The organism is Streptomyces violens (assembly GCF_000717745.1).
GTDB classification, from domain to species: domain Bacteria; phylum Actinomycetota; class Actinomycetes; order Streptomycetales; family Streptomycetaceae; genus Streptomyces; species Streptomyces violens.
In genome coordinates this window covers 330171-351750 of the sequence record NZ_JOBH01000010.1, presented here as the reverse complement: position 1 = coordinate 351750, position 21580 = coordinate 330171, and the positions used below count along the sequence as shown (strand labels likewise).

The window sequence follows — 21580 nt, the reverse complement described above, 5'->3', positions numbered from 1 at the left end:
GCGACACGGTACGTCCGGGCAGCGTGCTCCCCGGACGTACCGCTCCCCCGGTCGGCCGAGCGGTCAGCCGAAGCGTCAGCCGAGCCGCGTCACGTCCAGCCCGCCGTCCGCGTATTGCTTGCGCAGCACCTTCTTGTCGAACTTCCCCACGCTCGTCTTCGGGACGGCCGGGATGACCGCCCAGCGTTCGGGGAGCTGCCAGCGGGCGATGCGGGTGGCGAGGAACTCCTTCAGGGCCTCGTAGCCGGTCGTGGCGCCTTCCTTCAGGACGACCGTGGCCAGTGGGCGTTCGCCCCACTTCTCGTCCGGGACCGCGACCACGGCGGCCTCGGCGACGTCCGGGTGGGCCATCAGGTGGTTCTCCAGCTCGACCGAGGAGATCCACTCGCCGCCGGACTTGATGACGTCCTTTGCGCGGTCGGTGAGGGTGAGGTAGCCGTCGGGCGTGATCGTGCCGACGTCGCCCGTGCGCAGCCAGCCGTCCGGGCTGAACTTGTCCTCGGGGCGGAACGCCTCGCCGTCCGCGCCGCCGTAGTACGCGCCCGCGATCCACGGCCCGCGTACCTCCAGCTCGCCGGCCGACTCGCCGTCCCAGGGCAGGTACTCGCCGCCGGGCCCGGCCAGCCGCGCCTCCACGGAGGCCGGGAAGCGGCCCTGCGTACAGCGGTAGCGCCATTCCTCGTCGCCGGTCACGCCGGCCGGCGGGTGCGCGACGCTTCCCAGCGGCGAGGTCTCGGTCATGCCCCAGGCGTGCACGACGCGGATGCCGTGCCGGTCCTCGAACGCCTTCATGAGGGCGGGCGGGCAGGCCGAGCCGCCGATGATCACCGTGCCCAGGCAGGCGACGTCGCGCTTGGTGGCGTCCAGTTCGGCGAGCAGGCCCTGCCAGATGGTGGGCACCGCGGCGCCGATGGTGGGCCGTACGTTCTCGATCATCTCGGCGAGCGGGGCCGGCTGGAGGAAGCGGTCCGGCATCAGCAGCGAGGAGCCCGCCATGAAGGCGGCGTGCGGCAGGCCCCAGGCGTTCACGTGGAACATGGGGACGACCGGGAGCGCGGTGTCGCGGCTGCTCAGGGCGAATGCCTCGGCGTTGTTGACCTGCAACGAGTGCAGGTAGAGCGAGCGGTGGCTGTAGACCACGCCCTTCGGCTCGCCGGTGGTGCCGGAGGTGTAGCAGAGCGCGGCGGCCTGCCTCTCGTCGGTCTCGGGCCAGGAGTACGTCTCGGGGCGCCCGGCCAGCAGCTCCTCGTAGTCGTGGATCTGCGCGGCGGTGCCCGCGAGGACGGAGCGGTCGCCGGGGCCCGCGACGACGATGTGCTCCAGCGTGGGGAGCTGCGGGAGCAGCGGGGCGAGCAGCGGCAGCAGCGAGCCGTTGACGAGGACGACGCGGTCGGCGGCGTGGTTGACGATCCAGACGAGCTGCTCGGCGGGCAGCCGGAGGTTGAGGGTGTGGAGGACCGCGCCCATGGAGGGGATCGCGAGGTACGCCTCAAGGTGGACGGAGTTGTTCCACATGAGGGTCGCGACGCGTTCGTCGTCGCGTACGCCCAGGTCGTCGTGGAGGGCGTGGGCAAGCTGCGCGGCGCGCAGGCCGGTCTCCCGAAAGGTCTGGCGGTGCGGCTCGCCCTCCCCGGTCCAGGTGATCACCTCGGCCTTGCCGTGCACGGTGGACCCGTGGGCAAGGATGCGGGTCACTGTCAGCGGTACGTCCTGCATCGTGCTCAGCACCGGGGCCTCCCGAAGACCTGTTACGGGCGAGTAGATTTCCGCTGATTCTGCTGCCGTACCTCGCGGTATGTCACTACCGCTCGGGAAAAACAGGCGTGTGACCCGTCACGCCACTGTCCGGTTGACGTGCGGAATCGACGTACGGGAGCGCCCACGGCCGCTGCGGCCGGTTCAGGAAGCCCGCGCCAGGTCGGGGTCCTCGCGCAGCTTGGCCAGCGCCCGGGAGACGGCGCTCTTGACCGTGCCCACCGACACGTCCATCACCTCGGCGGTCTGCGCCTCGCTCAGGTCCTCGTAGTAGCGCAGCACGACCATGGCCCGCTGCCGGTCGGGCAGCCTGAGCACGGCGCGCCACATCGCGTCCCGCAGTACCTGCCGCTCCGCGGGATCGGGAGCCGCCGTTATGGGGCCGGGCTCGGGCAGCTCGTCGCAGGCGTACTCCTCGATCTTCCGCTTGCGCCACTGCGAGGTACGGGTGTTCACCAGCGCCCGCCGTACGTAACCGTCCAGGGCCCGGTGGTCCTCGATCCGCTCCCAGGCCACGAAGGTCTTGGTCAGCGCGGTCTGGAGGAGGTCCTCCGCGTCGTTGGGGTTGGCGGTGAGCGAGCGGGCCGCGCGCAGCAGCGCCGGGCCCCGGTCCCGTACGTACGCCGCGAACGACGGGAAGGACGGGAACGAGGCGACGGAGGGGAGCGCCGAGGGCGACGGGAGCGGCGTCGACGACGGTGCCACCGCGGCGGTCGAGGCGCCCTTGCACACTGGCGTGGTCATGCCCTCCACGCTAGGAGCGCCGTGCTCGGCGGGGATCGGCCCGAGGTGCCGAAGCCGCATCCGCCTCAGGTTGTACGGGTGGGGCTCCCCCCACCTCCTCAGGGCGGAGCGCGGACCCACCCCCGTCAGGGTCCGCCCGCCGGCGCTCTCCTGGCCGGGACCGTCCCGACGGGGGTGGCCGGTCACTTGATCACCGCTACCGGGGCGTCCACATAGTTGCGGTCGATGCTCAGCGCGCGGCCGCCGTGGGTCTCCACGACGTGGCCGACGTACTGGTGGATCCGGCGGTTCGGGTGCCAGGCCAGCGCCGGCAGCCACCGCTCACCGTACGCGGACGGCGGCGTCTTCCAGCGCGCGAACCACATGATCTCCGGGAGGTCGGTGATCCCCTGCGCGCGCGCCTGCGCCATGTGCCGCACGCCGGAGTTCGCGCTGCTGTAGAAGCCCGGCAGGTAACCGAAGCGCTTCACCTCGCGGTTCCAGGAGCGGATGAAGCGCAGCGTGCGGTCCGCGCAGGGGCGGTTCGTCAGGCTGTACGCCTCGATGTCCAGGTAGATCGGGCTGCGCGGCATGATCCCGTACGCGCGGGCCCGGTTCACCGCCACCCTGGCCTCGGTCACGCCCTGGCCGTAGGGGTCGGCGCCGATGGCGTACTTCCGCTTGTGCTTGTTCTTCACGCACGGCGCCTGGGAGCCGAGGTAGATGGGCAGCACCCGCCAGCCGGCCCACTTCGCTCCCTGGAACCACTGCGGGCTCAGATTGTGCTGCTTGGGACAGGCGCGGCCGCGCCCCGCGAAGTAGACGCCGATGGCCCGGTACCGGGTGCTGTTCCAGGCCCGGAGCGAGCTGACCGCCGGGGCCTCGCACGTGTCGAGCCCGAAGCCCTTGTAGAGGTACGGGCCGGTGGGCGGGGCCTTGGCGGGGGCCCGGGCCGCGGGGCCGGGGGAAGCGGCGGGGTCGGCGGCCGCGGCCTCGGCCGCCCGGCCCGCCTTGCCGGCGCCCGGCGCCTCCGCCGGCCGCGCGTCACTTGCCTTCGGGGAGGAGGAGAACCAGGACGGGGTCAGCGCTGCCAGGAGGGCGAGGACCAGCCCGACGGTCGGCAGCAGCGCCAGCAAGGCGATACTTTTTGCGGATTTTGTCCATCTCATACGCCGAGTGAACGGGGCGCACTCCGCCACCCGGGAACGGACACGCCAACGGCACCGCCCATTCAGTCGTATGCCGGGTGGGGGCGGTCGTGCGGGCTGTCGTAGGGGCTGTCGTGGGGCGGGCCTGCGGACCGCCGTGCTCAGCCCTCGTCCGTGCCCAGTACCAGCCCCGAGGTGGGCACCCCCGTGCCCGCCGTGACCAGCACCCGGGAGGCGCCCGGCACCTGGTTCACGGACGTGCCGCGGATCTGCCGCACGCCCTCCGCGATCCCGTTCATGCCGTGCAGATACGCCTCGCCCAGCTGCCCGCCGTGCGTATTGAGCGGCAGCCCGTCCGCCGCTATAAAGTCCGCCGCCTCACCGGCCCCGCAGAACCCGAACTCCTCCAGCTGCATCAGCACGAAGGGAGTGAAGTGGTCGTACAAAATGCCGACGTCGATCTCCCCCGGCGTCAGCCCGCTGCTCCGCCACAACTGCCCCGCCACCACGCCCGTCTCGGGCAGCCCGGTCAGGCCGTCCCGGTAGTAGCTCGTCATCTGCTCCTGCGCGCGGCCCGCGCCCTGCGCCGCCGCGGTGATCAGGGCGGGCGGGCGCCGCAGGTCACGCGCCCGCTCGGCCGACGTCACCACGATCGCCTGCCCGCCGTCCGTCTCCTGGCAGCAGTCCAGCAGCCGCAGCGGCTCGACGATCCAGCGGGAGGCGGCGTGCTCCTCCAAGGTGATCGGCTTCCCGTAGAAGTACGCGGCGGGGTTACGGGCCGCGTACCGCCGTCCGGCGACCGCCACGTGCCCGAACGCCTCCGGCGTCAGCCCGTACACATGCAGGTACCGCTGCGCGGCCATGGCCACCCAGGAGGCGGGCGTCAGCAGCCCGAACGGGAGGTTCCAGCCGAGCGCCGCGCCCTCGGCGGACGGCTCGCGCCGCTGTACGCCGGAACCGAAGCGGCGGCCCGAACGTTCATTGAACGCGCGGTAGCAGACCACCACCTCCGCCACCCCGGTCGCCACCGCCATCGCCGCCTGCTGCACGGTCGCGCACGCCGCCCCGCCGCCGTAATGCACACGCGAGAAGAACGACAGCTCGCCGATGCCCGCCGCCTGGGCGACGGTGATCTCCGGGCTGGTGTCCATGGTGAACGTGACCATGCCGTCCACGTCCCCCGGCGCCAGCCCGGCATCCGCCAGCGCCGCTCTCACCGCCTCGACCGCCAGCTTCAGCTCGCTCCGCCCGGAGTCCTTGGAGAACTCCGTCGCCCCGATCCCCGCGATGGCCGCCCGCCCGCCGAGCCCGTCCCCGCTCCGCACGCTCATACGGCGCCCCCGCCGACCACCGCGACGGTGACCGTACCGGTCACATGGCGCCCCAGACCGTTCTCCCCGACCACCCGCACCACCGCGGTACCGTCCCCGGTACTCTCCGCGGCCTCGGTGACGGTGCCGCGCAACACCATCGTGTCCCCCGGGTAGTTGGGCGCTCCCAGCCGGATGGCCACCTTGCGGAGTACGCACCCGGGCCCGAAGTGATCGGTGATGTACCGCCCCACCAACCCATTAGTGGTGAGGATGTTCATGAAGATGTCCGGCGCCCCCTTCTCCCTGGCCGCCTCGGCATCGTGATGCACGTCCTGGTAGTCCCGGGAGGCGAGCGCTCCGGCGACTATCAGGGTGCGGGTGATCGGTACGACCAGAGGGGGTACTTCGCGCCTGGCGGGGCCGGTGGCTTCACTGGTGGGTTCGGCGGGTTCACTGGCGGTTTCGGCGGGTTCGGCGTCCCTGGCAGGTTCAGCGGCGCGAAACACCGGCAGCACCAATTCCTCTTCCTCCTCTCCCTCCTCCCCATCCACCCGCTGGAACTCCAGCCGTACGGGCATCCCGATCCGCACCTCGTCATGGCCCACACCGACCACATCGCTGACCATCCGCACCCCCTCGGCCAGCTCGATCACCGCCACCGCGTACGGCGGATCGAAGGCGGGAAACGGCGGATGATGCATCACCACGTACGAAAAGACGACACCGTCGCCCCTCGCCTCAACAGTGTCCCACTTCTCACTCCCGCAACCGTTGCACCCCGGCAGCCAGGGAAAACGCAGCCGCCCGCAGTCACCGCACCGCTGGATCAACAGCCGCTTCTCAGCGACCCCTGCCCAGAACCCGGCATTGTCCCGATTGACCACAGGCCGCGGCCGGCGCGCGGCCTCCTTGCGCGCCCCACCCGCCTTCCCCGCGGACCTTCCCCCATCCGGCGCGTACTTGAATATCCGAAACCGATGCGTCCCGACGACGTCCCCCTCGCCGTCCCGTCCGCCCCCTCCCACCCACACATCCATCTTCGTCGTGACGAAGTACCCGACCCCCAACTTCGTCGTCTTCCGCGCCGACACCGACTCGATCACCGCGTCGAAGCGGACCTCGTCCCCCGGGCGCAGCGCCCGCAGGTACTCCTGTTCGCAGTCGGTCGCGACCACCGCCGTGTACCCGGCACCGTCCAACAGCACGAACAGCTCGTCGTACGCCGCCGACCTGCCCATGTGCCCGGAGAGCCCGCCCATGGTCCACGCCTGGAGCATGGTGGGCGGTGCGATCGGGGCCTCGCCGGTGTACGCGGGGTTGGTGTCGCCGACCGCCTCGCACCAGTGCCGGATCATCGCCGCGTTGACCGGGTCCTTGCCGACCCCGCCGGCCATGGCGGCCCGCCCCGCGTACGCCTTCAGCCGCTCATCGAGGCTGCAATCCGCACCGCCCACCGCCGCGCCCCCTCTGCACCCACCAACACACGAACGAGCGGTCCCTGACTGTCCGTCAGAAACCGCTCACTGTCAAGGCACAGAGGAAAGCGCGAAGAGAAAGGCGCGAAGGAAAATACAAAGGTACGGGCGGCCGGCTCTCCCCAGCGCCGGCCGCCCGTCTTCCTCAGGTCACCGGAGAGGTCACCAGAGGTTCGTGAAGTTCACCGTCGCGTTCGACTGGTCGACGTGGGTGAACCCCGAGCCGTTCACGCTCGCGGTGTTGTTCTGGTTGGACGCTCCGTCCCCGTTCGCGACCTGCTGGGTCGTGGTGGAATTGCCGTTGTTGTCGTTACCGACGCCGGTGCCTTCCTGGCTCGCCGACACCGCCCCCGACCCGGCCGACGCGAACGAGCCGTTGTCCGCATGCGCGACCCCGGCGAACAGGGCTGCTGCGAACGGCAGCGCGGCAACGGCGGCGATGGTGCGAGCGGTACGGATGCTTGCCATGACTTCCTCCTGCGGAACCACTTGTACGGGTAACCCCTGGGTGGTTGGCCGACCCCCCCGGGCCTTTTGCGTGACGACGTCGCGCCACCAGAACTGCCCAAGCCGCACCCCCCGAACCGACAACCACCCCCGATTCCCCCGCAAGCGTGAGCCCCGCTCGCCAAACGTCCGCACGTGACCCAGAAGCCGAATCTCGAAGCCGGTCAATGAGCGGTCCTGCACGATCGTTTACTGGTCTCGTTGCGGCGACTTCCGTCACAGACCCCTGGCCGCGGCGGTGTCGGTCAGACTGGCCGTTCCTGAGACCAGGTGACGTGCCGAGGAGGCCTTCCATGGGCGCAATCGTGGGAGGACCGAGGGGTAACGTGCCGCCCGAGCCCACGGAGTTCGTGGGGCGACGGACCGAACTGGCGGTCCTGAAGCGCCTATTGGCCGGTTCTCGGCTGACGACGCTGACGGGTGTCGGCGGAGTGGGCAAGACCCGCCTGGCCCGGCAGGCGTGCGAGACGGCGGGAGCGGACTACCCGGACGGGATCTGGCTGGTCGAACTGGGTGACCTGCAACAGCCGGAGCTGGTGTACGGCGTGGTGGCCGAGGCGCTGCCGCTGGCCGATCAGACCACCCGCCCCCTGCACGAGGTGCTGTGCGAGTGGCTGGCGGACCGGCGCCTGCTGCTGCTCTTCGACGGGTGTGAACAACTCCTCCCGCCGTGTGCGCAGGCGGTGGAGGTATTGCTGGCCGCTGCGCCCGGCGTGCGCATCCTGGCCACCAGCCGGCAGCGTCTGACCATCCGCGGCGAGCGGCTGCTGCGGGTGCCCCCGCTGCCCCTGCCCCCGCTTCCCACCGACGCGGCGGTCGGCGGGCCGGAGGAGCCGTGCGAGGCGGTGGCCCTGTTCGTCCGGCGGGCCGCTGCCGCTGTGCCGGGCTTCGCGCTGACCGAGCGCAACCGGGCGGACGTGGAGGAGATCTGCCGCCGGCTGGACGGCATCCCGCTCGCCTTGGAACTGGCCGCGGCCCGGCTGACCGACCTGCCCGTGCCGGAGCTGCTGGGGCGGTTGCAATCCCGCTTCGAGGTGCTCGCCGACGACTCGGCCTCGCTGTCGCGTCCGAAGTCACCGCGGCACCGGACGTTGCGGACCACGATCGGCTGGAGCCACGAGCTGTGCACTTCGCCGGAGCGGCTGGCCTGGGCCCGCCTGTCGGTGTTCGTCGGTGGCTTCGAGCAGGAGGCGGCGGAATGGGTCTGCGCCGGCAAGCCACTGCGCGCCGGGGGTGTGGCCGGGGTGCTGTCCGCGCTGGTGAACAAGTCGATTCTCCAGCAGGCGGGCACCACCCGTGGCCCCCGCTACTCGATGCTGGACACCGTCCGTGAGTACGGCCAGGAGTGGCTCGCAAGGCTTGGTGAACAGACCAGGCTTCAAGAGCGGCACCGGGACTACTACCGATACCTGGCCCGCGCCGGCGAGCGGGAGTGGTTCGGTCCCGACCAGGTGGCCTGGTCCGAGCGTCTGACTGCCGAACACGCCAACCTGCGCGGTGCCCTCGAGCGCTGCCTGGACCGCCCGGACCCGCGCACTGCGCTGGAGATGTCGGGCAATCTGTGGTTCTTCTGGTTTGGCTGCGGCTTCCTCCGCGAAGGGAACCACTACCTGGACCGGGCTCTCGGCAAGAAGCCGGATTCAGGAACCGGCCCGGCACGCTTCTGGGCCCTGTTGGCCCGCGGGCTGGTGGCCCTCGGCCAGGGCGACTTCGAAGCCGTCGCTGCACTGCACGGCATCTGCACGTCCATGGCCGAACAACTCGGCGACCCGGCGGCGGCCGCGGCCGCGCTCTACCTCAAAGGGACGCACCCGACAATGACCGGCAGGCCGGCCCATGCGATCGCCCTTCTTGAAGAGGCGAACCGATCGCCCGACTGCGGTGGGGGATCTCTGGCCGCCAGGTTCCTGATCCGCTGCAGCATGTGGTTCGCCCACCTTCAGCTGGGCCAGTTCGACCAGGCCGAGACGACGGCCACCACCCTGCACCAAGAGACCGAGGAGCGCGACGAGCAGTGGATGCGGGGCTATGCCCTGTACTTCCTGTCCACGGCCGCGCTGGCCAACGACGATCCGGCCACGGCCGTCCGGCACGCCCGCATCTCCCTCAAGATCAAGTGGCGGCTGCACGACACCTTGGGAGCCGCACTGGTCCTTGACGCACTGGCCCCGGCCGTCGCCGCGATCGATCCGGAGCGAGCCGCGCGGCTGCTCGGCATCGCCGACACCCTCTGGCGCTCCTTCGGCCTGACGCAGATGGGAACACCTGGGCTCATCGCCACACGGCAAGCCTGCGCACAACGGATTCGCGAGGCCATCGGTGACGCGTCCTACGAGCAGGCATACAAGGCCGGACTGGCAACCCGCCCCGAGGACTGCGTCGCCCACGCCCTCAGCATTGCCACACACGACAGCTCACACCGCTGCAGCGAATAGGGCGGCGACCGCCCCCACACCGTACGTCGACGCACATACGGCTCCGGGGGCCCTGGTGTCTCACGCGTCGCCGATGGTCAGAAAGCTGCGCCCCGTCGCTGTACTTCCTGTACTCCCTCTGTCCACGAACAGGCCACAAGGCCCGTTGAATCACGCCATAGTTACTGAATGTGACAGCTGCGGGGCGCGAGCGTAAGCCGAACCATGTGGGCGTGCTGTTCTTGCTGGCGCTGGTGCTGGGCGTGGGCGGCGCACTGGCGCTGGCTTGGTACTTCGAGTTGGGCAGAGCTACGACGGCGGCCACGCTGCTCCCCACGTTGGCGCCCGCCTACCTGGCCTGGAAGGCCTTCCAGCACGACCGATTCGAAGCCCTCCCCCTTGTGGATCTGCACACGGTCGCCGACGAGCTCACGCAAGCGGTCAAAAACCAGTGGGACGACGAAGCCGCCATCCGCCGCCTGAACGACCCCTATCCGCTACCGGTCGCTTGGCGGGCCGCCGATGCGGACCTGGTCGAGCGCTGGGCGTTGCTGACCGAGGTGGCCCGCGCCTGGCCCGGGGGGCCGCCGGGGGATCCCACTCAGTGGCCTACGGACGCCACAGGTCTGGCAGGCGCTGACGGACAGATCGGGGAGGTGTTCGCCCAGCGGGTGCCCACCCGCCGACTGGTGATCCTCGGCGTGCCCGGCTCCGGCAAGACCATGCTGCTCATTCGCCTGCTCCACGACCTGATCGCGCAGCGGACGGGTGGCGGCCCGGTGCCGGTGCTGTTCTCGCTCGCCTCCTGGGACCCCGCCCACCAGCCCTTGAAGGACTGGCTGGCCGAACAGCTGCGACGCGACCATGCCGGACTCCGCGCCCCGGCCCCGCCGGCCGCGCCCGGTGTCGCCCGGGTCGACCTGGCCCAGGCCTTGCTGGATGCCCGGCTGATCCTGCCGCTCCTCGACGGCTTCGATGAACTCCCTCCCGTACTGCACGCCTTGGCCCTCGACGCCCTCAACCGGGCTTTGCCCGCCAAGCAACCTCTGGTGGTGGCCAGCCGTGTTGCCGCCTACCGGAACGTCCTCACCCAGCCGGATGCCATGGTGCGGCTGAACGGGGCTGCCGGCATTCATCTCCTGCCGCTCACCGCAAGCCAAGCGGGCGCCTACCTGCGCCACGATGCCGGTGGCGAGTGCACTCCCGCTGCCGACCGCTGGAACACCGTGGTCACGCACCTGGGAACCGACGCCCCCGTCGGACAAGCTCTGAGCACCCCCCTGGGCCTGTTCCTGGCCCGCACCATCTACAACCCCCGCCCGCACACCCCAGCAGCGCCCGACGTCATCCCCCACCCGAACGAGCTCTGCGACACCGCGGCCTTCCCCAGCCGGGCCGCCCTCAATGCGCACCTGTTCAACGCCTACGTCCCCGCCGTCTACGCCCCCCACCACCCGCGCCGGTCCCGCTGGACCACCCCGCAAGCCCACCGCTCCCTGGTCTTCCTCGCCCGGCACCTGGAGACCCGGCGTGGCGGCAGCCCCGACCTGGCCTGGTGGGAGCTCCCCCACGCCCTCCCCGCGCCCGGCCGCCGCCTGATGCTCGGGGTTGTGGTCGTGCTCGTGGGTTGGTTCATCAGTGGACTCGGGGCCGGGCTCGTCTTCGGGCTCATGGTCGCGCTCAGGTCTACGCCCTCGGGCGTCCCGAGTACACGACTGCACTGGTCACCCCGCCGGCTCGGGGGCCAGCTCGTGGCCGGACTCGGGTTCGGACTCGTGACGGGACTCGTCTTCGGGCTCGTGTTCGGACTCGGGTCCGGGCTCGGGCTCGGGCTCGTATTCGGGCTCCTGCTCGGACTCAGATCAACGCCCTCGGGCGCCCCGAGTACACAACTGCACTGGTCACCCCGCCGGGTCGGGCGGCAGCTCGTGGCCGGACTCGGATTCGGACTCGTGGGTGGGCTCGCGGCCGGGCTCGGGTTCGGAATCGTGGCCGGGCTCGCGGCCGGGCTCGGGTTCGGAATCGTGGCCGGGCTCGCGGCCGGGCTCGGGTTCGGAATCGTGATGGGACTCGCGTTCGCGCTTGTGTTCGGGATCGCGTTCGGGCTCGTGCTCGGGCTGATGCGCGGGCTCAGATCCACGCCCTCGGGCGCCCCGAGTACGCGACTGCGCTGGTCACCCCGCCGACTCGGGTGGCAGCTCGTGGCCGGGGTGGTGACCGCGCTCGTATTCGGGGCATTCGTCGCCGGCCGGGGCGGGCTCGCGACCTGGCTCGTGTTCGGGCTCATGGTCGGGCTCGGGTTCGGGTTCGTGTTCGGAATCAGGTCCACGCCCTCGAGCGTCCCGAGTACACGTCAGCGCTGGTCACCCCGCCGACTCTGGGTGCAGCTCGTGGCCGGCCACCTGGCCGGCATTTCGTTCGGGATCATGCTTGGCATCGGGTTCCCAGACGCGCTCCGGGCGGGCCTCGCCTTCGGGCTCGCGGGCGGGCCCACCGTCGGTCTCATGGCCGGGCTCAGGGGAGAGAAGGCCGACCTGACCACCATGACCGGACCCGCGGCACTGCTCGCCCAGGACCGCCGTACCTTCCTCGTGATCGAACTCGTGGGCGGCCTCGTGGGCGGCGGATTCGGACTCGCGGCCGGGCTCACGGGCGGACTTGTGACCGGGCTCATGCTCGGGTTCATGGGCGGCGGGTTCGGGCTCCTGGCCGGCCTCGCGGTCGGGCTCGAGCAGACAGCATGGGGCGGCTGGGTGATAACCAAGGCCTACCTGGCATTGCGACGCCGAGTCCCGTGGCACCTGATGACGTTCCTCCAGGACGCGCACGAGCATCGCGGCGTGCTGCGCCAGGTCGGAACGGTTTACCAGTTCCGCCACCTAGACCTGCAACGCCACCTGGCCCAGCAACCCTCACCACCCACCATCTGACCAACGCCCGACTCGTCACGAGCTTGCGACTGGGGGCTCGGGACGGCCCTTGCACGCGAAAGGGGTGCCCGGTCGCTTCGGGCACCCCTTCTGGCCTGCAGTTATGTGGCCTGTGGCGGAGGCTGTGGGATTTGAACCCACGGTGACGTTGCCGCCACGACAGTTTTCAAGACTGTTCCCTTAGGCCGCTCGGGCAAGCCTCCCCGCGGCACCTGTCGGCGGCCGGCCGACGGTGACGCGGGGATCAGGGTAGCGCGTCAGGCCGCTCCGTGCGCTGTCCGAGCGGACGGTCGCCGGGATCGGTGGGCGTGCTGTCCGCGCACGTCAGCGGTCCCCGGGCGGGCCGGGCGCGTGTCAGCCACCTCCCCTGCGGGCCAGGTGCACGCGTCAGCTGTCCCCCACCCGCTGGCCCAAGGTGACCTTCGTCGTGTGCTGCTTGCCGTCGCGTTCGTACGTGAGGGTTACCTTGTCGCCGGGGCGGTGCTGCCAGATTTCGCTGATCAGGGTGGGGCCGCTGTCGATGACCGTGTCGTCGAGTTTGGTGATCTTGTCGCCGGGCTCGAGGCCGGCCTTGTCGGCCGGGCCGTTCGGGGTGACGGCGTCCGTGCCGCCGTTGCCGCGCTGGGCGATCGTCGCGCCGTCGCCGGCCTCCCGCATGCCGACCTGTACGCCGATCTGGGGGTAGATCGGCTTGCCGGTGCGGATCAGGTCGTCGGCGACGCGCTTGGCCTGGTCGATCGGGATGGCGAAGCCCAGGCCGATGCTGCCGGACTGGCTGCCGCCGCCGAACGGGTCGCTGCCGCCGCTGCCCGCCGACTGGATCGCGGAGTTGATGCCGATCACGTTGCCGGAGGCGTCCATCAGCGGACCGCCGGAGTTGCCGGGGTTGATCGACGCGTCGGTCTGCAGCGCGGACATGTACGAGGCGTTCGTGCCGCCGCCGTCGCTGGAGGCCACCGGGCGGTCCTTGGCGCTGACGATGCCGGTGGTGACCGTGCCGGACAGGCCGTACGGGGCGCCGATGGCGATCGTCGCGTCGCCGACGGCCACGTTCGCGGACTTGCCGAGCGGGAGCGGGGTGAGCGTGGCGTCGTCGGGGTTCTTGAGCTTTATGACGGCGACGTCGTAGCCCTGGGCGCGGCCCACGACCTCGGCGGCGTACTTCTTGCCGTTGGAGAACGTCACCGTCAGCTTGCCGCCGTCCGCGGCGCTCGCCACGACGTGGTTGTTGGTGAGGATGTGGCCCTGCTTGTCGTACACGAAGCCGGTGCCCGTGCCGCCCTCGCCGCCCGCGCCCTGCGCGTCTATCGTCACGACGCTGGGCAGCGCGCGCTGGGCGATGCCGGAGACGGAGGTCGGCTTGCGGTTCAGCGCCTGGGGGTCGCCGGAGGCCGAGACGGTCGTGGAGGCCGTGTCGTCCTGGCCCGCGGCCCAGTAGCCGATACCGCCGCCGACGCCGCCCGCGACCAGTGCTGCCACCAGTACGGCGGCGATCAGGCCGCCGCGGCGGCTCGGCTTGCCGGCGGGCGGACCGGCCGGGGCACCCCAGCCGCCACCGCCGTACGGGGGCTGCGGCGGACCGCCCCAGCCGCCCGCGCCGCCACCGTACGGAGCGCCGCCGCCGTGCGGTCCACCGTCACCGGGCGGGACGGGCGGAAAGGCCGCCGTGTGCTGCGGGTCCTGCGACCAGCCGGAGGAGGAGCCGCCGCCCTGCGGACCAGGGGCGGTACCGGAGGCGGGACCGGCGCCCGACGCCGACTGAGCGCCGGAGCCCGCGCCGGCGGCCGCAGGCGGCAGAGCACCGGCGGCCGCAGGCGGAAGAGCGCCGGTGTCCGTGCCCGTGGCCGCAGGCGGCAGAGCGCCGGCGCTCGGCTGCTGCTGGGGCGCGGGGGCAGAGGCGGCCGACGGCGCGAAGGCCGGCGGGGGTGGTGCGTCCTGGGGCGTGTGCGGAGCCTGCGCGCCGGACGCAGGCGCGGCCGACCCCTGGGCCCCGGCGGGTGCCTGCGGCTCCGCCTCCGGCGGGACGGCGGCGCCCTCGTTCTCGGTGCTCACAGCTCTCTCCTCAGCTTCCTGACCATTCCGGCCCGATGACGGGGCCGGCATGTTCGAGCGATGCGTGGCGTATCGGCTTGACGGTGACATGTCGGCGTGACGTTATACGGGAGTGTCCGGTTCAAGCCTTTCCCACGGGGCGTCAGGGCACCGTAAGCCGAGGCTGTGACCTTGTCTTCATCCTTTATCCCGGACATTTGCGGCGCATCCCCGGGGAATGCTTCGGGTGCCGACCGGACGGCTCATCACCGCGCGATGGCACGATAACTCGGTGACCACTGCGCGCTCGGTACAAGGTGTCCACCCGGACCCGCCCGCCATTTCCGTCGTCGCACACCGCGGGGCTTCCGAGGACGCCCCGGAACACACTCTGGCCGCGTACCGCAAGGCCATCGAGGACGGCGCGGACGCCCTGGAATGCGACGTCCGGCTGACCGCCGACGGCCATCTCGTGTGCGTGCACGACCGCCGGATCAACCGCACCTCCAACGGACGCGGCGCCGTCTCCGCCCTGGAGCTGTCCGATCTGGCCGCGCTGGACTTCGGCTCCTGGAAGGACGACGCGGCCGGCGAGGCGCCGGACGGCCGCCACCCGGAGCTGGGCAGCGTCCACGAAGCCGCGGGCGATACCGAGCGTACGTCCGTACTGACCCTGGAGCGGCTGCTGGAACTGGTCGCCGACGCCGGCCGCCGGGTGGAGCTGGCCATCGAGACCAAGCACCCGTCCCGGTGGGCGGGCCAGGTCGAGGAGCGGCTGGTCGAGCTGCTGGAGCGGTTCGGGCACACCAAGCCGTCGGCCGGTACGCCGTCCGCCGTCCGCGTCATGAGCTTCTCGGCCCGCTCACTGCAGCGCGTACGGGCCGCGGCCCCGGCCGTGCCCGCGGTGTACCTCATGCAGTTCATCCTCCCCCGGCACCGGGAAGGGCGGCTGCCCCCTGGAGTACAGATCGCGGGGCCGAGTATCCGGATACTGCGCGCGCACCCCGACTACGTGGCCAAGGCGCACCACGCGGGCCACGAGGTGCACGTGTGGACGGTGAACGAGGAGGCGGACGTCGCCCTCTGCCGCGAGCTCGGAGTGGACGCAATCATTACGAATCGCCCCAAGCAGGTGAGGAATCTGCTGAAACTGGCGTAAGGGGCGAGGGCTGATAAACGGTGGCCCGGAAAACCCCGAGCGGACTTATCGGTGGCCCATTGTTCACAGGGAGTGCACCGGCGCATTCAGTACGTGTCTGATCGTCCCGAGTGCGTCACCGGACACGGATTGGCCGGTTTCCGGTCCATCCCAATGGGGCATTCATCCCGTGGCGTGGGGCAAAGGAGGTCTCGGGGGTGGCGTTGGTGGTGGCACAGGAGGTGCCGACGTCGTCGACCATGGCCGTACCCCATGGTCCTGCGGGCGTGGGCTCGGCCAGGCGGCGTATGCGCGATGAGCTGCTGACAAGTGGGGTTCAGGACACGGTCGTCGACGACGCCGTACTCATTCTTTCCGAACTGCTCAGCAATTCCTGCAGACATGCGCGTCCGATATGCGCGGATGGCTCACCGGATGGCGAAGGCAATTCGGTCCGGGCCGCCTGGCGCATCGACGCGCGGGGCCAGTTGACCGTTTCGGTCACCGACGGCGGTGGCCCGACCCGACCACTTCCAGCCACTCCCTCGGTCACCGCTCGCGGCGGCAGGGGGCTGGCCATCATCCGCTCGCTCGCCAAGGACTGGGGCGTGCGGGACGGGCACGGCGAGGTCACGGTCTGGGCGACGCTGTCGCTGCACGACGCGTTCGCGACCCGCATGGAGCTGGCTGCCGGTCTCCCGGCCGAACTGACGAAGGCCCTGGCGGACCTGGACGAGCCGGCGTAGCGCGCCGCACGGGGCCCATAGCGCGCCGCATGGGGCCCGTAGCGCGACGCTCGGGCCCCACGGCCGACGCCGGGCCACGACGCGGCACATGCCCTAGGCTCGCGCCGATACGCGTCGGAACGACCAGGAGAACCCCTCGCCATGGGCAAGAAGCGCCGTCCCCAGACCAAGGCCGCCACCCCGCAGATCACGGACGGCGAGGTGCCGGTCGTCGGCGCCCGCGAGCCCTGCCCCTGCGGGTCCGGCCGCCGTTACAAGGCTTGCCACGGACGGGCCGCGGCGCACGCGGTGACCGAGTTGGTGCAGCGCCCCTTCGAGGACCTGCCGGGTGAGTGCGACTGGGTTGCGCTGCGCGAGCTGGTCCCGGCAGCCACCGCCGCGCTGTCCCTGAAGGGCGGCCTGCCCGAGAGCGTCCCCTCGGTGACGCTGGCGACCGTACTGCCGATGGCCTGGCCCGCGCTGCGCCGCGACGACGGTTCGGTACTGCTCGGCCTGCAGAACGACACCGCGTCCGGTGACCTCAGCCGCGACCTCGCCGACACGCTCCGGCGCGCGCTGGCCGCCGAGCCGGGCACCCCGGTCGCGGCGGGCCGGGCCCCCGTGGACGGCCCGCGTCTGCAGGACCTGCTGGACCAGGACGCGGCGTTCGAGCCCACCGTGCACAGCGGCTTCGAGTTCTGGATCGAGGACGCCGAGAACGCCACGCCCGAGGTCGCCGCCTCTCTGGAGCGGGCCAACGCGGCCGCCCTCCCCACCGCCCGCCTGGCCGGCCTCCCGGGCGCGTACTGGTGCGACGCGGGCGAGAAGAACCACCTGCGCTGGGTGATGGACCACCCCGAGGAGCAGCTGCTGGACGCGCTCGCCCGGCTGCACGCCGCGGATGCCTCCTCGCTGGGCGAGGGCACCCGGCTGGTCGGTTCGTTCCGGGCGCACGGTCTGGTCGTACCGGTCTGGGACCTGCCCGCGGACCTGACTGCCGAAGAGATCACCAAGCCGGCCACGGAGTTCGGCGAGCGACTGGCGGAGGCGCTCGCCACGGACGCGCCCCTCACGCCGGCCGAGCGCCGGGCGCGCGGCGGGCTCACCAACCGTCAGGTGACGCTGAGCTGACAGTAACCGCGCATGAAACGTTTGCGGTGACTCCGGTCACACCGACCGTACTCACGGGTAAATAAGCGTCCGGAATTTCGCGATCGAATTTGCGAACGGCCGATCTCTTGTTACCGTTCTAGGAGCCCGGTCGCTGGTGCATCCCCCGTCGCCAGCGACCGGGCGCTTCCATGTCCGGACCCGGTCCGGCTTCGGACCGGGCTCGCTCAGCGGGCCGAATCCGCTTCGGGCGGCGCGGAGTTGCTCCCCGCCCGCAGCAGCAGCCGATCACTCCGTACGTCCGCGACCTCCGCGACCGCCGCGTACGGCGCGCTCCCCCGCACGGTCGCCCCGGACGGCGTCGCACACGTACCGGGCTCGTCCGCCGCCGACAGCGCGCAGTGCGTCTGTACGGTCCGGCCGTCCAGCCGCATCAGGGTCAGTACCGCGCGCAGCGGGCCGCCCGAGGCGTTGCGGTAGTACAGGACGCCCCTCGTGCGGCCGTCCTCGGAGACCACGCAGGTCTGCGCCCGGATGCCATGCGGCGAGGAGAGTTCGGGGCCGCAGTGGGCGGTGCGGCCGTTGCCGGCGTCCGCGCCGAGTCCGAGGCTCCTCAGCAGAGCGCCGGGCTTGTCGCCGTCCCGCGCCGCGCCGTTCCCCGCCATGGTGCTGTGCCGGGCACCGTCCTGCGCGGCCCCCTGACGGGCGGGCAGCGGGGCGTCCTGGGCCGAGCCCTCGGGGGCGCCCGACGGCAGCTCAGCGGCCTGCTCAGCGGTGGTCTGCCCGGCAGCCCGCCCGGCGGCCTCGCCGCGGGACTGCGACGACGCGGACGGCTTCGCCCCGGGCGACGGTTCGCCGGGCTCCGAGGGGCCGGCGATGGCGGCGGCCAGCGGCAGGGTGAGGGCGAGCGCAATGGTGCTCGCGAGCGCGATCATGCGGACGTTCGACTCGCGAACCATGGGACCCACCTGCGGTTGAGAGCACGCGCGCCGCCCCGGTGGCCGGGGGAGCGCGCACGGGCTCTGGAGACGCCTCCGGGAAGTCCGGTGGGCCTCCGCCACAAGCACGGAGGGCCGCCGGGCCCCCCGAACGGCTGGACGGTGGGCCGAACATATCGAGGACGGGGCGCCCTTCCGGGGGCCTCACACCCGTTTCCCAGGAATGGACGCCTCGCTCACACCCGTACGAGTGAATCTTCCGCGCGCCGTGACATCCGTGAGAGGGACGAGTGGGTGGTGCCGGGCAACTGAAACGGTTCTGTGCCGCGGCGCCTGCAACCGTGCTGTGGGGGGTGCGGAAGCGGGCGTGCGGTCAGTACGCGAGCCGGCTGCCGCCGCCCGGTGCGCCGGCGCTCGCCTCCACCAGCGCGTCCACCAGCGTGGCGACGTCCGGAAGCCAGGGTGCGCCGGCGCGCTTCGCGGAGGCGCGCGTGGCCGGTGGGCGCTCCCAGCGCACCTTGCCCGCGCCCGTCTGCGACGGCGGCAGGACGACATAGCCGCCCTCTCCGTGGAACCGCAGCGAGCTGGGCACCAGGTCCTGCGCGTACAGCAGTTCGCCCAGCTCGGGCAGGGAGTACGGCGCGACCAGCAGCGTCCAGCGGGTCGGGGTCGCCACCACCGGGCCGACCGCGACGCCCGTACGGTCCAGCTCGGCGAGCGCCCGCGCGCCCGCCACGGCCGGCAGGCTCACGGCGCAGGGCGCCTTGCCGCCCGTGGCCAGTACGACCGGCGCGTCCGGGCGGTTCGTCCACCACCAGCGCACCATCCGTGCGTCGGTCGTCGCGGCCAGCAGGCCGGGGTCGAAGGGATGCGCTCCGGGCACCGCACAGTCCGGGTCGGGGCAGCCGCAGGGTCGCTGCTGCTGCGCACCGCGGGCGGCCTTGCCGCCCGAACGCAGACCGACGCCGGGGAGCACGGGCCAGTGCCACTCGGTGGCGCACTGGAGCGCCGCGCCGAGCAGTGCCGATCGTCCGCCGCGCCGGAGCTGGAACTTGCGTCGCCTTCCGAGGATCTCGCGCATGAGCGCTCGTTCCTTTCCGTAAACGCCGAGGGCCATGTCCATCGCAATTACATGCAGGTTCATGCCGCTGTGCGGTGCGCCGCCGCGCCGGAGGCGCGGACCACACCACTTGGATCACTCGTCACTGCGCGTACAAGGCAGCGCATCACGCCGTACGCCGAGCGTGGAACATGGCGGGGGGTGGCGCGCGCATGGCGCTTGCTGTCCTGTGGTGCAATCCCGCCACGTGGGGGTGCGGCTCGGTCGTCACCGCGTAAGACGCCCGCGCCCTTCGGAGAGTTCCGGCACGGCCCCAACTGGCCCCGCACCTATCCGAGTACGTACCCCCATGGTGGAGATGACGCGCTGTTGATCGCCGTCAGTCGACCGCAAATTGACCTTCCAGGGGCTATTTTTCGGCCAACCTGTTCGCCACACTGACACCACAATCCTCACCAGGGCAATGCTGGACACGCAACAACGGGGCGTGTACATGTGGATCCCATTGATAGCGGAGCAGCATGACATGGGGGTTTGCGATGCTATTGAGCGTAAACAACTGGCGGGCAAATCAGACATATGCCCGCACAGAACCACTGCGAACCTCCCCGGACGACGCCGCCACCTCGGATGACGTCCGGCTCGACGTAAGTCGCCGGCCATGACGACCCCCCACGTTCCGAAAGTGGCCGGAATCGAACCCACTCTTCCGGCCCCGGCGCACACTGCGGCCCCCGTGGCCCCGGAAACCCGTCCGTTCGCTCAACTCGCCGCCGCCCATGAGCGGCTGGCCGCCCGCCTCTCCGACCTCACCGCTCTCCACGACCTCACCGGCCGGCTGGCCCGTACGGACACCCTCGAGGCGGCGCTCCACGAAGTGCTGCGGGCCGGTGCCGCCCTGGTCGGCGCCCGCCGCGGCCTGGTCACCCTCGAACCGACCGACGGCCTCGGCCCCGAGACCACCGTCGGCCTGGGCCTCGGTGCCGCGGACCTCGGCCACCTGGAAACCGTCCCGCGGCGCGCGACGCCGGTGGGGCGGCTCCTCGACGGGGTGCGGGGGGCTTCCGGCGGGGGCGCGGACCCCGGCGCAGGAGCGGGCGCCGGCGCGGGCGCGGACGGGAGTACGGCCACGGACGCGGCCATCGACCCGGCCGTCGCCCCGGACGCGGGCGTCGCCGGGCAACCGCTGCCCGGTAGGAGTACCCGACCGCTGCCCGGTGGCAGTACCGGTCTCCCCACCGAGCTCGCGCAGCCCGATCTCGCCGGCGACCCCGGGCTCGACCCCCGGTTGCGCGAGGTCGCCGCCCGTCTCGGGTACGCGGCGAGCTACGCGGTACCGCTGGTCACCGACCCGCCGGCCGACGGTCCCGAGGGGGCCGAGCGAGCGGGCCGTCCCCTCGGGGCCGCGGTCTGGCTCTACGACGAGCCCGCCGAGCCCAGCGAACGCGGGCGCCGCCTCCTCGCCCTGTACCGCGCCTACGCCGGTCAGCACGTCTCCCGCCTGATCGAACTGCACCGCAGACGCCACGCCGAGCAGACCCTGCGCACCGAGATGCTGCCCGCCCGGCTGCCACGGGCGCCCGGCGTGCGGCTCGCCGTACGGCACGCCGCCGGGCCGTACGGCGGCGGCGACTGGTACGACGCGCTGCCGCTCCCGGACGGCGCGCTGAGCCTGTCCGTCGGCTCCGTCACCGGCTCCGGGCCGAGCGCGGTCGCCGCGATGGGGCGGCTGCGGGCCTCGCTGCGCGCGTACGCGGTCATGGAGGGCGAGGACCCGGTCGCGGTCCTCTCCGACCTCGAACTGCTGCTGCGGCTGACCGAGCCGGCGCGGAGCGCGACCGCGCTGTTCGCGTTCGCCGAGCCGCCGGTGGCCGATCCGCTCGGCGGGCCGCCGGCCCACAAGATCGTGCTGGCCGGCGCGGGTCACTGCCCGCCGCTGATCATCGGCGAGCACCGCACGGAGTTCGTGGAGACCTCGCTGTCCGCGCCGCTGGGCATGCTCGCGTGCTGGGAGGCGCCGAGCGTGGAGCTCGAACCGCTCCCTGGAGAAACCCTTCTTCTGTACAGCGACGGGCTGCTGCACCGCACCGGGGAGCCGGTGGACCGCGCCTTCTCCCGGCTGCACGCCGCGGCGGCCGGCCTGCCGAAATCCGTACGCCAGGACCCGGAGGCCCTCGTCGACCACCTCGTCCGCGCGCTGCTGCCCCAGGGCCTGGCGGACGAGAGCTCGCCGGAGGACGTGGTGGTGCTGGCGGTGCGCTTCGAGGGCTGAGCCCGTGGGCAGGCGGAGGGCCGGGCCCTCCGGGACCAAAG

At 71.8% G+C, this 21580-nt stretch carries 14 protein-coding genes, 1 tRNA gene and 1 pseudogene; 6 read left to right on the top strand and 10 right to left on the bottom strand.

Annotation, left to right across the window (positions count from 1 at the left end; genetic code table 11):
• Positions 1-75 precede the first annotated feature (75 nt).
• From IF04_RS0120765 to IF04_RS0120740, 6 genes and pseudogenes are all read right to left on the bottom strand, one after another.
• Positions 76-1728, bottom strand: a complete 1653-nt coding sequence (locus IF04_RS0120765) for a long-chain fatty acid--CoA ligase (RefSeq protein WP_030259746.1) — start codon at positions 1726-1728, stop codon at positions 76-78.
• 171 nt (positions 1729-1899) lie between these two features.
• Positions 1900-2499 (bottom strand): SigE family RNA polymerase sigma factor, encoded by a 600-nt coding sequence (locus IF04_RS0120760; RefSeq protein ID WP_030259743.1) that lies wholly within the window; start codon positions 2497-2499, stop codon positions 1900-1902.
• A 182-nt stretch (positions 2500-2681) separates the two neighbouring features.
• Positions 2682-3647, bottom strand: coding sequence for a DUF1906 domain-containing protein (locus tag IF04_RS0120755; RefSeq protein WP_051831398.1), 966 nt, complete (start codon positions 3645-3647; stop codon positions 2682-2684).
• Positions 3648-3787: 140 nt separating this feature from the next.
• Positions 3788-4957, bottom strand: coding sequence for a lipid-transfer protein (locus tag IF04_RS0120750; RefSeq protein WP_030259740.1), 1170 nt, complete (start codon positions 4955-4957; stop codon positions 3788-3790).
• 470 nt (positions 4958-5427) lie between these two features.
• Positions 5428-6333: pseudogene (locus IF04_RS35900) on the bottom strand (bifunctional MaoC family dehydratase N-terminal/OB-fold nucleic acid binding domain-containing protein); the annotation flags it as partial.
• Between the two features lie 243 nt (positions 6334-6576).
• Positions 6577-6882, bottom strand: coding sequence for a hypothetical protein (locus tag IF04_RS0120740; protein WP_030259736.1), 306 nt, complete (start codon positions 6880-6882; stop codon positions 6577-6579).
• 332 nt (positions 6883-7214) lie between these two features.
• Here IF04_RS0120740 and IF04_RS0120735 point away from each other — a divergent pair, with 332 nt between their 5' ends.
• Positions 7215-9356 carry an ATP-binding protein gene (locus IF04_RS0120735; RefSeq protein ID WP_063829500.1) on the top strand — a complete coding sequence of 714 codons (2142 nt, stop codon included), beginning with the start codon at positions 7215-7217 and terminating at the stop codon, positions 9354-9356.
• Between the two features lie 212 nt (positions 9357-9568).
• Complete coding sequence (locus tag IF04_RS35895; RefSeq protein ID WP_157847684.1) at positions 9569-12265, top strand: NACHT domain-containing protein; 2697 nt, start codon at positions 9569-9571, stop codon at positions 12263-12265.
• Between the two features lie 113 nt (positions 12266-12378).
• Here IF04_RS35895 and IF04_RS0120725 read toward each other — a convergent pair.
• Positions 12379-12468: transfer RNA gene (locus IF04_RS0120725), tRNA-Ser, on the bottom strand.
• A 184-nt stretch (positions 12469-12652) separates the two neighbouring features.
• On the bottom strand, positions 12653-14317 hold the full coding sequence (locus IF04_RS0120720; RefSeq protein WP_030259731.1) for a S1C family serine protease: 1665 nt from the start codon (positions 14315-14317) through the stop codon (positions 12653-12655).
• A gap of 271 nt (positions 14318-14588) precedes the next feature.
• On the opposite strand from IF04_RS0120720, the gene IF04_RS0120715 reads away from it, so the two are divergent.
• From IF04_RS0120715 to IF04_RS0120705, 3 genes are all read left to right on the top strand, one after another.
• Entirely contained in the window at positions 14589-15455 is an 867-nt protein-coding gene (locus IF04_RS0120715; protein ID WP_030259729.1) for a glycerophosphodiester phosphodiesterase family protein, read from the top strand.
• A 110-nt stretch (positions 15456-15565) separates the two neighbouring features.
• Positions 15566-16180, top strand: coding sequence for an ATP-binding protein (locus IF04_RS37620; RefSeq protein WP_078600544.1), 615 nt, complete (start codon positions 15566-15568; stop codon positions 16178-16180).
• Between the two features lie 141 nt (positions 16181-16321).
• Positions 16322-17290: a DUF5926 family protein gene (locus IF04_RS0120705; protein WP_030259723.1), complete on the top strand. Its 969-nt coding sequence runs from the start codon at positions 16322-16324 to the stop codon at positions 17288-17290.
• A gap of 206 nt (positions 17291-17496) precedes the next feature.
• Here the strand turns inward: IF04_RS0120705 and IF04_RS39855 are convergent, their stop codons facing one another.
• Positions 17497-18228 carry a hypothetical protein gene (locus IF04_RS39855; protein WP_037960034.1) on the bottom strand — a complete coding sequence of 244 codons (732 nt, stop codon included), beginning with the start codon at positions 18226-18228 and terminating at the stop codon, positions 17497-17499.
• Positions 18229-18580: 352 nt separating this feature from the next.
• Positions 18581-19288, bottom strand: a complete 708-nt coding sequence (locus IF04_RS0120695) for a bifunctional DNA primase/polymerase (RefSeq protein WP_030259714.1) — start codon at positions 19286-19288, stop codon at positions 18581-18583.
• A 640-nt stretch (positions 19289-19928) separates the two neighbouring features.
• On the opposite strand from IF04_RS0120695, the gene IF04_RS0120690 reads away from it, so the two are divergent.
• Complete coding sequence (locus IF04_RS0120690; RefSeq protein WP_030259710.1) at positions 19929-21539, top strand: PP2C family protein-serine/threonine phosphatase; 1611 nt, start codon at positions 19929-19931, stop codon at positions 21537-21539.
• Positions 21540-21580 lie beyond the last annotated feature (41 nt).

Coding starts and splice junctions, on each gene's coding strand:
- IF04_RS39855 (WP_037960034.1), bottom strand. CDS start 18,228: ATGGTTCGCGAGTCGAACGTCCGCATGATCGCGCTCGCGAGCACCATT.
- IF04_RS0120705 (WP_030259723.1), top strand. CDS start 16,322: ATGGGCAAGAAGCGCCGTCCCCAGACCAAGGCCGCCACCCCGCAGATC.
- IF04_RS0120755 (WP_051831398.1), bottom strand. CDS start 3,647: ATGAGATGGACAAAATCCGCAAAAAGTATCGCCTTGCTGGCGCTGCTG.
- IF04_RS0120695 (WP_030259714.1), bottom strand. CDS start 19,288: ATGCGCGAGATCCTCGGAAGGCGACGCAAGTTCCAGCTCCGGCGCGGC.
- IF04_RS0120740 (WP_030259736.1), bottom strand. CDS start 6,882: ATGGCAAGCATCCGTACCGCTCGCACCATCGCCGCCGTTGCCGCGCTG.
- IF04_RS0120690 (WP_030259710.1), top strand. CDS start 19,929: ATGACGACCCCCCACGTTCCGAAAGTGGCCGGAATCGAACCCACTCTT.
- IF04_RS0120760 (WP_030259743.1), bottom strand. CDS start 2,499: ATGACCACGCCAGTGTGCAAGGGCGCCTCGACCGCCGCGGTGGCACCG.
- IF04_RS0120750 (WP_030259740.1), bottom strand. CDS start 4,957: ATGAGCGTGCGGAGCGGGGACGGGCTCGGCGGGCGGGCGGCCATCGCG.
- IF04_RS0120735 (WP_063829500.1), top strand. CDS start 7,215: ATGGGCGCAATCGTGGGAGGACCGAGGGGTAACGTGCCGCCCGAGCCC.